This window comes from Pantoea sp. E2023-21 (assembly GCF_051302795.1).
Taxonomy (GTDB): Bacteria; Pseudomonadota; Gammaproteobacteria; order Enterobacterales; family Enterobacteriaceae; genus Pantoea; species Pantoea ludwigii_A.
The window spans coordinates 110938-124486 of sequence record NZ_CP195344.1 but is presented as its reverse complement, the minus strand read 5'-3'; the positions used below and the strand labels follow the sequence as shown (position 1 = coordinate 124486).

The following is a 13549-nucleotide window of genomic DNA, read 5'->3' as shown; positions in this document are numbered from 1 at the left end:
ATTAGTCCTGTAAGCGGGCGATCTCTTCACCAAAATCGCGAATATCTTCAAAGCTGCGATAGACCGAGGCAAAGCGAATGTAGGCCACTTTATCGAGCTTTTTCAGCTCATCCATCACCAGATTGCCGATCAGCGCGCTTGGCACTTCGCGTTCGCCGGTGGCACGCAGCTGGGTTTTAATATGATTGACCGCGCTTTCAACCGCATCGGCGCTCACCGGGCGTTTTTCCAATGCCTTGATCATGCCGCTGCTGAGTTTATCTTCGTTGAAGGGTTCGCGCACATCGTTGCTTTTCACCACGCGCGGCATCACCAGTTCCGCCACTTCAAAGGTGGTAAAACGCTCATGACAGACCAGACACTGACGACGGCGACGCACCGACGATCCTTCACTAACCAGACGAGAATCAATCACTTTGGTGTCCACAGCGGAGCAGAATGGGCAATGCATGAGGCTTCCTGATGCGAGATAAATAGGCCACACAGTGTAGCGCGATCGCGACACAAAATGTATGTGTGTGGCACAGAATGTGTGAATGGCGGTTTGTGACGTTAAGCCAAATGCCAGACATCACCTACATGACCTCAGGCAAAAACCCACTACGCTTATAAAGCCGCCAGCCAGGCGGCCAACACCATAAAAATCTGGAGGATGTATGGGTCTGTTTGATTTCGTGAAAGAGGCTGGAGAAAAACTGTGGGATGCCGTGAGTGGCGGCGGTGACGATGCCAGCAAGAAATTGCAGGATCACATCAACAAACTCGGTTTGCCTGACAGCGATAAGGTGAAGGTGGATGTGAAAGGCGATACGGTGACGGTCACCGGTGATGGCATTTCCCAGGAGCTGAAAGAGAAGATTTTGGTGGCGGCGGGAAACGTTGCAGGGATCACCAAGGTGGATGACAAGGTCACCACCAGCGATTCCGCTACGCCCGCGAAGTTCTATACCGTGAAAAAAGGCGATACCTTGAGTGCGGTATCGAAAGAGGTCTACGGAAATCCTAATCAATACAACAAGATTTTCGAAGCGAACAAGCCAATGCTGACGCATCCTGATAAGATCTACCCTGGCCAGGTTTTACGAATTCCCGAATAAAGAAAGGACATTGCATGACGATCAGGACGTTTTGGGCACCGGCAGCACTCTCTTTGCTGGTTCTCAGTGGTTGTAGTTCAACGCCGGTTTCACCGCAGGTCAAAGAGTTGCATCAGGAAGTAAGTCAGCTTAATCAGCAGATGCGCAAGCTGACTAATCAGGCAACGGCGTTGGAGATTCAGGGTCAGCTGAACAGCCAATCCACTCAGGGCGCGTGGCTGTTGCCGCAGGCCAATACGCCGGTAGAGCTGCAGACGCAGCTCGGTAAATTGCGTTTGTCGCTTACGCAGGTGGCGGGTGAAGCCAGCGGCAGTCGCGCTAACCTGAATATCCGCGCCACGGATGACCAGCCAATTCCGGCACTGCGCGCTACTGTGGTATGGGGCGAAATGGATCCGGCCAGCGGTAAACCGCTTAATGCGGGTAGCCTGAGTCAGACCATCGATGTTCCCGCCGAGTTAATGCCGCGCAGTTCCGTGACTGTGCCGCTGCGGCTTAGCGGATTAACCCCGGATCAGCTCGGCTACGTGCGCGTGCATGATGTTGAGCATACCGCAGCAAAAAACACGCCCTGATCGCCAGGCATAAAAAAACGGGCTGCCACTGGCAGCCCGTTTACTTTCTTACACAGCGTTACGGCAGAATCGAAGGCTGATCTGCGCCCTCTTTTTCCACTTTCTGCACCAGCATGTGTTCACGCTTCATGCCAAGTTTCAGCGCCAGCGCTGAAGAGACATAAATCGATGAAATGGTACCGATGGTGACACCGATCAGCATGGTCAATGAGAAGCCTTTCAGCAACGCACCACCAAACACGAACAGGATCATGATCATCGCCAGCGTGGTGAGGGAGGTGATCAAGGTACGGCTCAGCGTTTGGGTCAGCGACACGTTGGTGATGTCGTAAGAAGACCCGCGGCGAATCTTGCGGAAGTTCTCACGAATACGGTCGGATACCACGATCTTATCGTTAAGCGAGTAACCAATTACCGACATCAGCGAGGCGACAATCGTCAGATCGATCTCCACGCGTGACAGCGACAAAATGCCGCAGGTGATGATCACATCGTGCGCCAGCGCCAGTACGGTGCCGAGCGCCAAACGCCACTCAAAGCGGATGCCGATGTAGATCAAAATCGCAATCAGCGCCGACAACAGCGCCATCGCACCGGCCTGCGCCAGATCGCTTCCCACGCTTGGGCCAACGAACTCGATACGTTTCACGGTGGCGTTCTGCTGCGTGGTCTGGCTGATGGACGCCAACACCTTGTTGCCCAGTTCGGTACCGGCATTGCCGGTCGCCGGTGGCATACGCACCATCACATCGCGGCTGCTACCAAAGTTCTGCACCAGCGGCTCTTCAAAGCCCGCCTTCACCAAACCTTCGCGCAGCGCATCGAGATCCGCCGGTTTTTCCAGGTTAATCTCAATCACCGTTCCGCCGGTAAAGTCGAGGCCCCAGTTGAAGCCTCGCACACCGATAATGGCAATAGACGCCACAATCAGCAGACCGGAGATGATGAAAGCCAGCCGATCCCAGCGCATAAAGTCGACGACTTTACGCCCGTGGTTTAGCTGCTCAATACTATATTCCTGTGCCACAACGCACTCCTCAGATAGACAGCTTGTTGATGCGTTTGCCGCCGTACACCAGGTTAACGATGGCACGGGTGCCGACGATAGCGGTAAACATTGAAGTTGCGATACCGATAGCCGTTGTAATCGCAAAGCCTTTGATTGAACCGGTACCGACCGCATAAAGAATGATAACTTTAATCAGCGTCGTAACGTTGGCATCGACGATACTGGAGAAGGCGCCTTTATAGCCTTCATGAATCGCCTGCTGCACCGAGCGTCCGTTACGCAACTCTTCTTTAATACGTTCGTTAATCAATACGTTAGCATCAACCGCCACCGCCAGCGTCAGCACGATACCGGCGATACCCGGCATGGTGAGCGTGGCGCCAGGCAGCAGTGACATGATGCCGACAATCAGCACCAGGTTACACAGCAGTGCGCTGGTGGCGATAAGGCCAAACTTCTTGTAGAACACCACCATAAAGATGATGGACGCGATCAAACCCCACAGACAGGCTTCGAGACCTTGTGTGATGTTCTGCTGGCCCATGGTTGGACCGATGGTGCGTTCTTCTACAATCTGGATTGGCGCAATCAACGCACCCGCGCGCAGCAGCAGCGACAGCTGGCGTGCTTCGTTCGGATTATTAATGCCGGTGATACGGAAGCTGTTGCCGAGGCGCGACTGGATGTTCGCCACGTTAATCACTTCTTCCTGTTTCACCAGAATCGAACGGCCGTTGGCATCTTTCTTACCGCTGTCTTTGTACTCCACAAACAGGGTCGCCATCGGCTTACCGATGTTGTCCTTGGTGAAGTTCGACATCATGTTGCCGCCCGCGCCATCCAGTGAAATGTTCACCTGTGGCTGGTTGTACTCATCCATGCTCGACGTAGAGTCGGTGATGTGGTCACCGGTCAGAATGACACGCTTGTACAGCACCACTGGCTGCCCTTCGCGCGTTTTCTTCACTTCCGAATCGCCCGGCACACGGCCGCTGGCTGCGGCGGTAGGATCAACGCTGGTATTAACCAGACGGAATTCCAGCGTGGCGGTGGCACCCAAAATCTCTTTCGCGCGCGCGGTGTCCTGAATACCCGGCAGTTCCACCACGATGCGGTCAGAACCTTGACGCTGCACCAGCGGTTCGGCTACGCCAAGCTGGTTCACACGGTTACGCAGAATCGTGATGTTTTGCTGCACCGCATATTCACGCGCTTCGCTCAGACGCGTATCGCTCATTACCGCACGCAGCGCATCGCTGCCCTGGCTTGAGATCACCAGATCGCGGTGGCGCGTAGACAAGTAGCTGATTGCCGCGTCACGGCTGGCGCCGTCACGGAAACGCACTTCTACGCCATAGTTCGCGATTTTATTAACGGTGGTATACGGAATGCTTTTGTCGCGCAGGTCGCTGCGCAGGCTGTCGGCGTTCTGCTCTTGCAGTTTGCCCAGAGCCGTATCCATATCCACTTCCATCAGGAAGTGAACGCCGCCGCGCAGATCAAGACCAAGTTTCATCGGCTCCGCGGCCAGCATGCTCAGCCAGCGAGGGGTTGCTGGCGCGAGGTTGAGTGCCACAATGTAGTCTTCGCCCAGCGTGGTGGTGAGTGCATCACGCGCGCGCAGTTGCGCATCCTGAGTCGCAAAGCGGGCCAGAATGGCACCATTTTCCAGAGCGAGGGATTTGCTCTCGATATTGTCTTGTTTTAATACGTTCTGGATCTGATCCAACGTTTGCTCACTGGCGGCGCCACCGCGCGCACCAGTGATCTGAACGGCCGGATCCTCACCATAGAGGTTAGGAAGCGCATAGAGCAGGCCGACGAGAATCACGACGACCAGCATGATGTACTTCCACAAAGGATAACGGTTTAACACGGCAGTTCCCTTCGGGAAGAAAAAATTACAGCGCCTTCATAGTACCTTTCGGCAGAACGGCGGCCACGAAATCACGTTTAACAACTACTTCAGTGGTGTCGTTCAGGGCAATTGAAACATAGCCAGTTTCTGCCACTTTGGTCACACGGCCAACTAAACCACCGCTGGTCAGCACTTCATCACCTTTAGAGATGGAATCCATCAGCTTCTTGTGATCTTTGGTACGCTTCTGCTGTGGACGCAGAATCATGAAGTAGAAGATCAGACCAAATACCACCAGCATGATCACCAGAGAATACGGACTTCCCTGAGACGGTGCGCCTGCTGCGGCTACGGCGTCAGAAATGAAAAAGCTCATTAAATTTCCCTCATTGATGAATTATCAGACGTTCAGCGGAGGAACCGCTTTCCCCGTCCGTTGGTAGAACTCGCTAACAAAGTGCTCTAATTTACCCTCTTCGATAGCCTTACGTAAACCGGCCATCAAACGCTGGTAATAGCGCAGATTGTGAATCGTATTCAGGCGTGCGCCCAGTATTTCGTTACAGCGATCAAGATGATGCAAGTAGGCACGGCTATAATTGCGACAGGTGTAACAATCACACTCAGCATCCAGCGTTGCGGTGTCATCTTTATACTTGGCATTACGGATTTTCACCACGCCATCGGTAACAAACAGATGACCGTTGCGCGCATTGCGCGTTGGCATAACGCAGTCAAACATATCGATACCGCGGCGAACGCCTTCCACCAGATCTTCTGGCTTGCCGACGCCCATCAAATAACGCGGTTTGTCTTGCGGAATTTGCGGACAGACGTGCTCCAGGATTCGGTGCATGTCCTCTTTAGGCTCACCCACCGCCAGGCCGCCCACAGCGTACCCATCAAAGCCAATCTCTACCAGACCTTTAACGGAGACATCTCGTAAATCTTCGTAAACACCGCCCTGAATAATGCCGAACAATGCATTTTTATTTCCCAGCGAATCGAAGCGGTCACGGCTGCGCTGTGCCCAACGTAAAGACATCTCCATCGAACGTTTGGCGTAATCCCAATCCGCAGGATAAGGCGTACATTCGTCGAAGATCATCACTACGTCAGAGCCGAGATCGAACTGAATCTCCATCGACTTTTCCGGATCAAGGAAAATCGGGTCGCCATTGATCGGGTTGCGGAAGTGCACGCCGGCTTCGGTGATCTTGCGGATATCACCGAGGCTGAACACCTGGAAACCGCCTGAATCGGTGAGGATTGGACCTTGCCAGTTCATGAAATCATGCAGATCGCCGTGCAGTTTCATGATCTCCTGGCCTGGGCGCAGCCACAGGTGGAAAGTGTTGCCGAGCAGGATTTGTGCGCCGGTCTCTTTCACTTCTTCCGGCGTCATGCCTTTCACCGTGCCGTAGGTGCCCACGGGCATAAAGGCCGGGGTTTCGACAACGCCACGATCAAAGACCAGACGGCCACGGCGCGCGCGCCCGTCGGTAGTATCTAATTCAAATTTCACATTAACCTCTAATCAGAGAAACAGTCTGATTCAATTACGCACCAACGCTTTCGTCAGGTGCCTGGGGATTACGGGTGATGTACATCGCATCGCCGTAGCTAAAGAAACGGTACTGCTCTGCCACCGCGCTGTGATAAGCCGCCATGGTGTGCTGGTAACCGGCAAAGGCCGATACCAGCATAATCAGGGTCGATTCCGGCAGATGGAAATTGGTGATCAACGCATCAATTACCTGATAGTGGTAGCCGGGATAGATAAAGATCTGGGTGTCATCGAAGAACGGGGCAATCAGCGCATCCTGGCTGGCCTTCGCGGCGCTCTCCAGCGATCTTACCGAGGTGGTGCCGACGGCAACCACTTTATTGCCGCGCGCTTTACACGCCAACACCGCATCCACCACCTCCTGTGGCACTTCCGCGTATTCGGCGTGCATGATGTGATCTTCGATGGTTTCCACGCGCACCGGCTGGAAGGTGCCGGCACCGACGTGCAGCGTGACAAACGCCATTTCAACGCCTTTGGCTTTCAGCGCCTCCAGCAGCGGTTCATCAAAGTGCAAACCGGCGGTGGGTGCGGCAACAGCACCGGGACGCACGCCATACACGGTTTGGTACAGCTCACGGTCGGCATCTTCATCGGGACGATCGATATACGGCGGCAGCGGCATATGGCCGACGCTGTTGAGAATATCCAGCACTGCGCGATCGTCTTCAAAAGCAATTTCAAACAGCGTGTCATGACGCGCCACCATGGTGGCTTTAACGCTTTCGTCATCGCCCAGCAGCAACTCTGCGCCTGGCTTCGGTGCTTTAGAGGCGCGCACATGCGCCAGCACGCGTTTGTCGTCCAGCATGCGCTCAACCAGCATCTCGATTTTCCCGCCGCTGGCTTTACGGCCAAAGACGCGTGCGGGAATCACGCGAGTGTTGTTAAACACCAGCAGATCGCCCGGATTGAGCTTATCCATCACGTCAGTAAATACGCCATGGCTTAACGCGCCGCTTGGGCCATCAAGCGACAGCAAGCGACAACCGCTTCGCTGCGCCTGCGGATAGTGGGCGATTAATGATTCTGGCAACTCAAAGGTAAAATCGGCTACGCGCATGCTTCACTTCTTCAGGACTTAAAATCAGGCGGCATAGTCTAGCTGAAAAGCGGCAAATTCTGAACAACTGGCTGCGCTTCTGTGATTCTGCCTCAACACACCCTCATTCGAGTCAGTGATTCGGGTACATGAAAGCAGCCAACGCACCTGTAACTTGCAGTATGACGTGTATATAATGCGCCATGAACTTTCTCGCTCACCTTCACCTGGCGCAGCTGGCAAACAGCTCTCTGCTGGGCAATCTCATGGCCGATTTCGTGCGCGGTAACGTGCAATCGCAATGGCCCGCGCCCGTCGTGGATGGCATCGCCATGCATCGCCGTCTTGACGTGTTAACCGATAACCTGCCCGAAGTGCGTATTGCGCGTGACCTGTTTCGCCCTGAAACGCGCCGCGTGGCGCCGATCACGCTGGATGTGATTTGGGATCACTTCCTTGCGTTACACTGGGAGAAATTTCATCCCACGCAATCGCTGGCAGAGTTTACGCAGGCGGCTGAACGCAACATTGTGCCGCAGCTGGCCGGTACGCCGGAAGGCTTCATAGAATTGAATGCCGTGATGTGGCGCGAGCGCTGGTTTGAACACTACGCGGAACCGACACGGCTGGCGCGCGTGCTAAGCGGCATGGCACATCGTCGTCCGCGTCTGGTTGCGCTGCGTGATTCCTATCAGGATTTCATCGATCACTATGATCGGCTCGAACCCCTGTTCTTCCAGTTCTATCCGCGCCTGATGGCCGACGCGCGCGCGCAACGACTGTAGAATTCAAGACCCGTCTGTTGGACGGGAAATTTCCCATCCCCTACCCTGCGTGACCTTAATTTTCGTCACACTCAGGGAAATCTTATGCAGCATCTTATTGCAAATCGGCTCGCAGAAGCCGGCCTCAGCTATACGCACATCATGGCATTGGGAATAGTGATTGCCATTATCTTTGCCATCTCGCTTATCACTCACGCCATTCTGCACCGCGCTATCTTGCCGCTGCTGCGTCGTTACACCGAAAAAAGCAGTCGCCAGTGGCCGAAGGCGTTGATTAACAGCCGCCTGTTTAGCCGCAGCGTATGGCTGATGCAAGGCGTGCTATTTAAATTGCAAACCGAATTATTCCTGCATGACAGCAGCCAGTTATACAGTGCGCTGCTGATTGTCGCCCAGCTTTGGATGATGATCTTCGCACTTCTCATGCTGTTCTCCTTGCTGGATCTGCTGCAACAACTCAGCGTTAATAGCATGCTGGCACAGCAATTGCCGCTGCGCGGAATCATCCAAAGCGTGAAACTGATCGCCGCTATTTTAATGGTGATCATGATTATCTCGCTGCTGCTGGGAAAATCTCCGGGCGTATTGATCACCGGACTCGGTGCCATGACGGCGGTGTTGATGCTGGTATTTAAGGATCCCATTCTGGGCCTGGTTGCCGGTATTCAGCTGGCAGCAAATAACATGCTGAAAATGAATGACTGGCTGGAAATGCCGAAATATGGCGCGGACGGTGCGGTGATCGATATTTCACTGACCACGGTAAAAGTACGCAACTGGGATAACACCATTGTCACTATTCCTGCCTATGCGCTTATTTCTGATTCATTTAAAAACTGGCGTGGCATGTCGGAATCGGGCGGACGTCGTATTAAACGCAGTATTCATTTAGATACCACCAGCATTGCCTTTCTCGATGACGCCATGATGCAGCAACTGAAAAGCGCTCATCTGCTGACGCCGTATCTGAACAGTAAAAGTGAAGAGGTCGCTGCATGGAATGCGCAGCTGGGCTGTGATTTGAATTCACCGCTGAATGGACGTCGCTTGACGAACGTCGGTACTTTCCGTGTCTGGTTGCAAAGCTGGCTGGAGCAGCATCCGCGCATTCATAAAGAGATGACGTTAATGGTACGTCAGCTAGCACCGGGTGAGAACGGCTTGCCGCTGGAAGTCTATGTTTTCACCAGCACCACGGTGTGGAAAGAGTATGAAGATATTCAGTCAGATATCTTCGACCATATTTACGCGGTTCTGCCTGCCTTTGGACTGCGCGTACACCAATCACCAACCGGTAATGACATGCGTCAAATTGGCGTGAGAACCCGCCACTAACGCTTCATCCCGCTTTACCAGCCAGCGAAAATAAAAATTTCGCTGGCTGTGCTTCTCCTCCTCTTGTCAGGCGCGGTCATCTACGGCTTAATGAAGCCTTTCTTAACTTTTGTTAAGTCCGTCACACAGCCAGGACGCCATTTTCGGCGTCAGTTGTTGCTCCTCCAGCCTGACAATCATAAGAGGGAAAGATGTCTTCAGCTTCGCTTACCGAACTCGATGCACGCTATCACTTCGCCTGTGATGTTGCGAAAACCGCCGCCAGCCGTGCTTTATCGTGGTATCAGCAACGTCATCAGCTCGTCGTTGAGCATAAGAAGGATCTCCAGGATGTGGTCAGCGAAGCCGATCGCAATGTTGAACAACTGGTCAAGCATCTGATCCACGAACGTTTTCCTGACGATGCGGTACTGGGCGAAGAGAGCGGCGGCATGACCTCCGGCGCGCGCTTTATCTGGGTGATCGATCCGATTGATGGCACCAGCAGCTTTGTTAATGGCCTGCACAACTGGTGCGTTTCGCTGGCCATTGTCTGTGAAAATGAAGCGGTAATTGGCGTGGTTTGCGATCCCAATCATCAAGAAACTTTTCATGCCTGTCGGGGAAAAGGAGCATGGGTCAATGATAAACGCATTCAATCGCACAGCGCGCAGCAGCTCGATCAGGGATTGCTGGGTCTCGGCAGTTCCAACAGCCAGCCTATTGAACCGCTCACTACCTTTATCGGCGCGTTACTGGCACAGGGTGGCATGTTTATCCGCAACGGTTCTGGCGCGTTGATGAGTGCGTGGGCGGCGGCGGGTCGATTAATGGGTTACTACGAAGCACACATGAATCCGTGGGATGGCTTACCGGGCATTGTGCTGATGCGTGAAGCGGGCGGCATCACCAACGATTATCTCGGTCATGAAGGTTTGCAGCACGGCAATCCGGTGCTACTGGCCAATGCCGTGATTTATCCACAGTTGAAAGCGCTGCTGCCTGCACATGTGACGTTATAATTTTTTTGAGGTTAAGCGCGTTAAATTATGCGAGCTTAACTTTTCAGGAAAATCACTTAAATTAACTGTAAGTAATTCTCTATTCCCATGTGGGAGTTTTCTCTTTTTTTCTGAACATGCCGACAACAATCAAAATGCGATATGCTGAGTAAGTCAAACATCCCTTAGCATTACTTATTTTCTCCTTTTTTGATGTATTTTCGGCGACAGGATGCGCCGAATTATTTTTTGATCACATCACTGCTTTTGACTATTTAATATTTCGCGTTGTTTTCTACGTTTTATTTTGCGCTTGCGATTAACGCACATTCCGTAGCGGCGCGATTTATCGCGCAATAAATTGCGCCGCTACAAATTGCGATATATCCAATAGGTGCTCACTGATGCGCACCTGAAATAACATCAGCCCTTACGCTTTTTCACCAGCGGCCACGTCAGCAACAGCACTGCAATCCACGCGAAACCGACGTACAGCGACACGCGCGTATCCGGGAAGTAACCAATCAGCCCAATAATGAATGCCAGGAACACCACGCCAAACCACGCGGTTGCACTGCCACCCGGCATAGCGAAATCCAACTTCCCAGCTTGCTCATGGCCAATTTTGCGGCGGAAGGCAATTTGCGACAGCAGAATCATGATCCACACCCAAACGGTCGCAAAGGTGGCGAGCGAGGCGATCACCAGGAACACTTTTTCTGGCATCAGGTAGTTGAGATAGACCGCGATTAACATCGCCATCATCATCACTAATACGGTCACCCACGGAATCCCGCGATTAGACACTTTCTGGAATACCTTGGGTGCGTGACCTTGCTGCGCCATACCGTGCAGCATTCGTCCCACGCCAAATACATCGCTGTTAATCGCCGACAATGAAGCCGTCAGCACCACGAAGTTGAGGATTGAAGCCGCCGCCGCGATACCCAAATGCTGGAAGGTCAGCACGAACGGGCTGCCGGAAGTGCCCACCTGATTCCACGGATAAATCGACATGATGACAAACAGCGTACCCACATAGAACACCAGAATACGCATCGGCACAGAGTTGATAGCGCGAGGAATCGAGGTCTTCGGATCGTCTGCTTCACCGGCCGTAATCCCGATGATCTCAATGCCGCCGTAAGCAAACATCACCATCTGCAGCGACAGCAGCATGCCTACAATGCCGTGCGCGAAGAAGCCGCCGTTGGTCCACAGATTGTGAATGCCGGTCGGTTGCCCACCGTTACCGATGCCCCAGAAAATCATGCCGAAGCCGGCAAGAATCATGATGATAATGGTGGCGACTTTGAAGAAGGAGAACCAGAACTCCACTTCACCAAACACTTTCACGCTCATCAGGTTGATGGCGCCGATAATCAGTACCACGCTCAGCACCCAAATCCAGTGCGGTACCTCGGGGAACCACACGCCCATGTAGATACCAAACGCCGTTACGTCGGCAATCGCCACGATCAGGATTTCAAAACAGTAGGTCCAGCCGGTAATGTAACCTGCCAGCGGGCCGAGATAATCCTGCGCATAGCGCGAGAATGAGCTGGCCTGCGGGTTGTTGACCGACATCTCACCCAGCGCACGCATGATGATGTACGCCACCGCACCGCCGATGATGTACGCCAGCAACACGCTTGGGCCTGCCATTCTGATGGCATCGGCCGAGCCGTAAAACAGCCCGGTGCCAATCGCCGAACCCAGTGCCATAAAGCGAATATGGCGCGTGCTCAGTCCGCGTTTGAGCTTATTGGTTTCTTGCATAACACTCAGTACCTTGAAAATGAAAAACCACGGGCAAGCCCGTGGTTGGAATTAACAGCAATGTCGCTTACTGATGAACGGCGACCTGCTCACGTCCTTTTGCCCGATCAACCACCGCAGCAATCACCATCATCGCCAGCGATGGCGGCAACCAGGAGAGTCCCTGATCGGCCAGCGGCAGATGCTGACTGAACAGCGGCAGCACATCTTTAAAGCTGGTGGTTTTGATGGCATCAACGATACCGAACAGCAGGCTGACCAACATGGTCGGCGCGATGATACGTGAACTTTTGTTCCACAACTTCAGCGTGAAGCTCAGTACCACCAGCACGATACATGGCGGATAAATCGCCGTCAGCACCGGAATCGAGATCTGAATCAGATGGCTCAGGCCGAGATTCGACACCACCATGGAGAACAGACCCAGAATAAATACCAGCGTTTTATACGACAGCGGAACATATTGCGCAAAGAATTCTGCGCAGGCGCAGGTCAGGCCCACCGCCGTCACCATGCAGGCCACGAAGATCAGCGCTGCAAGGAAGAAGCTGCCCATAGCGCCGAAGGTCTGCTGCACGTAAGCATGCAGAATCTCAGCACCATTGGCGCTCTGCGCAACCAACGCACCGCTATCGTTGCCGAGTTTGAACAGCGTCAGGTAAATCAGCGTCAAACCGATACCCGCAATGATGCCGGCCAGCATGGTATAGCGCGTGAGTAATTTGGCATCTTCAACGCCGCGTGAGCGCGCCGCATTGACAATAACAATACCGAACACCAGCGCACCCAGCGTATCCATGGTCAGATAACCATTGACGAAGCCGCTGGAGAAGGCCGCTCGCTGATACTCTTCCGTACCCGGTGAAACGCCACCGGCAGGCCAGATCAGCACGGCGACGCCAAGCACAATCAGCGCCAGAATTTTCAGCGGAGCAAGGAAGTGGCCCACGGTATCCAGCAGTTTGCCTGGATAGAGCGAGATGCCGATCACCAGCGCGAAGTAAATCAGGCTGTAGATCAACAGCGGCAGCGCGCCATCGCCGGTCAGCGGTGCAATGCCGACGGCAAAGGAGACGGTAGCGGTACGCGGCGTGGCAAACAGCGGCCCAACCGCCAGGTAGCAAACCGTCGCCAGCAGCAAACCGGCGGCTTTACCAATCGGTGAGCTCAGCGCATCAATGCCGCCGCCCACGCGCGCCAGCGCGATGACGGTGATCACCGGTAAGCCGACAGCGGTAATCAGGAAGCCGAATGCCGCCACCCAAACGTGTTCGCCAGACTGAATTCCCACCATCGGTGGGAAGATGATATTTCCTGCGCCAACGAACAGGGCAAACGTCATAAAGCCCAGCGCCAGGATATCCTTGGAGGTTAAACGGTGTGTCATAAACTTCTGTACTGCCTGTAGCTGATGTTGCGGTGGAAGTTGGGTTCGTGTTGTCCTCTGGATGCGCTAAAACAAAGCCTTATCAGGCAAGACCAGCGTGATATGCGGTCTAAAACGCTAAAGCGCAGGTGATTT

The 13549-nt window shown here is 53.7% G+C and carries 13 protein-coding genes; 5 read left to right on the top strand and 8 right to left on the bottom strand.

Annotated features, from left to right (window positions below; translation table 11 throughout):
* Position 1: 1 nt before the first annotated feature.
* Positions 2-451: a transcriptional regulator NrdR gene (nrdR, locus tag ACRQ84_RS00590; RefSeq protein ID WP_008103978.1), complete on the bottom strand. Its 450-nt coding sequence runs from the start codon at positions 449-451 to the stop codon at positions 2-4.
* Between the two features lie 205 nt (positions 452-656).
* Between nrdR and lysM the strand changes: the two genes are divergently transcribed.
* Together lysM and ACRQ84_RS00580 are read left to right on the top strand one after the other, a co-directional pair.
* Positions 657-1097: a peptidoglycan-binding protein LysM gene (lysM, locus tag ACRQ84_RS00585; RefSeq protein WP_064740433.1), complete on the top strand. Its 441-nt coding sequence runs from the start codon at positions 657-659 to the stop codon at positions 1095-1097.
* A gap of 14 nt (positions 1098-1111) precedes the next feature.
* On the top strand, positions 1112-1672 hold the full coding sequence (locus ACRQ84_RS00580; RefSeq protein ID WP_483816909.1) for a SadB/YajI family lipoprotein: 561 nt from the start codon (positions 1112-1114) through the stop codon (positions 1670-1672).
* Positions 1673-1730: 58 nt separating this feature from the next.
* On the opposite strand, the gene secF is transcribed toward ACRQ84_RS00580, so the two are convergent.
* Genes secF through queA form a run of 5 tightly spaced genes read right to left on the bottom strand, consistent with a single transcriptional unit; the run spans position 1731 to position 7169 of the window.
* On the bottom strand, positions 1731-2699 hold the full coding sequence (gene secF, locus ACRQ84_RS00575; protein ID WP_483816908.1) for a protein translocase subunit SecF: 969 nt from the start codon (positions 2697-2699) through the stop codon (positions 1731-1733).
* A gap of 10 nt (positions 2700-2709) precedes the next feature.
* Positions 2710-4557, bottom strand: a complete 1848-nt coding sequence (gene secD / locus ACRQ84_RS00570; protein WP_483816907.1) for a protein translocase subunit SecD — start codon at positions 4555-4557, stop codon at positions 2710-2712.
* A 25-nt stretch (positions 4558-4582) separates the two neighbouring features.
* Positions 4583-4915, bottom strand: coding sequence for a preprotein translocase subunit YajC (gene yajC / locus ACRQ84_RS00565; RefSeq protein ID WP_064740429.1), 333 nt, complete (start codon positions 4913-4915; stop codon positions 4583-4585).
* 24 nt (positions 4916-4939) lie between these two features.
* Positions 4940-6064, bottom strand: a complete 1125-nt coding sequence (gene tgt / locus ACRQ84_RS00560; RefSeq protein WP_064740428.1) for a tRNA guanosine(34) transglycosylase Tgt — start codon at positions 6062-6064, stop codon at positions 4940-4942.
* A 34-nt stretch (positions 6065-6098) separates the two neighbouring features.
* Positions 6099-7169, bottom strand: a complete 1071-nt coding sequence (queA, locus tag ACRQ84_RS00555) for a tRNA preQ1(34) S-adenosylmethionine ribosyltransferase-isomerase QueA (protein WP_064740427.1) — start codon at positions 7167-7169, stop codon at positions 6099-6101.
* 182 nt (positions 7170-7351) lie between these two features.
* On the opposite strand from queA, the gene ACRQ84_RS00550 reads away from it, so the two are divergent.
* From ACRQ84_RS00550 to ACRQ84_RS00540, 3 genes are all read left to right on the top strand, one after another.
* Positions 7352-7933 carry an ACP phosphodiesterase gene (locus tag ACRQ84_RS00550; protein WP_064740426.1) on the top strand — a complete coding sequence of 194 codons (582 nt, stop codon included), beginning with the start codon at positions 7352-7354 and terminating at the stop codon, positions 7931-7933.
* 84 nt (positions 7934-8017) lie between these two features.
* On the top strand, positions 8018-9268 hold the full coding sequence (locus tag ACRQ84_RS00545; RefSeq protein WP_064740425.1) for a mechanosensitive ion channel family protein: 1251 nt from the start codon (positions 8018-8020) through the stop codon (positions 9266-9268).
* A gap of 191 nt (positions 9269-9459) precedes the next feature.
* On the top strand, positions 9460-10269 hold the full coding sequence (locus ACRQ84_RS00540) for an inositol monophosphatase family protein (protein WP_483816906.1): 810 nt from the start codon (positions 9460-9462) through the stop codon (positions 10267-10269).
* Between the two features lie 402 nt (positions 10270-10671).
* On the opposite strand, the gene proY is transcribed toward ACRQ84_RS00540, so the two are convergent.
* Positions 10672-12027, bottom strand: coding sequence for a proline-specific permease ProY (proY, locus tag ACRQ84_RS00535; RefSeq protein WP_483816905.1), 1356 nt, complete (start codon positions 12025-12027; stop codon positions 10672-10674).
* Positions 12028-12094: 67 nt separating this feature from the next.
* Positions 12095-13414: a branched-chain amino acid transport system II carrier protein gene (gene brnQ / locus ACRQ84_RS00530; protein ID WP_483816904.1), complete on the bottom strand. Its 1320-nt coding sequence runs from the start codon at positions 13412-13414 to the stop codon at positions 12095-12097.
* Between the last annotated feature and the right edge of the window lie 135 nt (positions 13415-13549).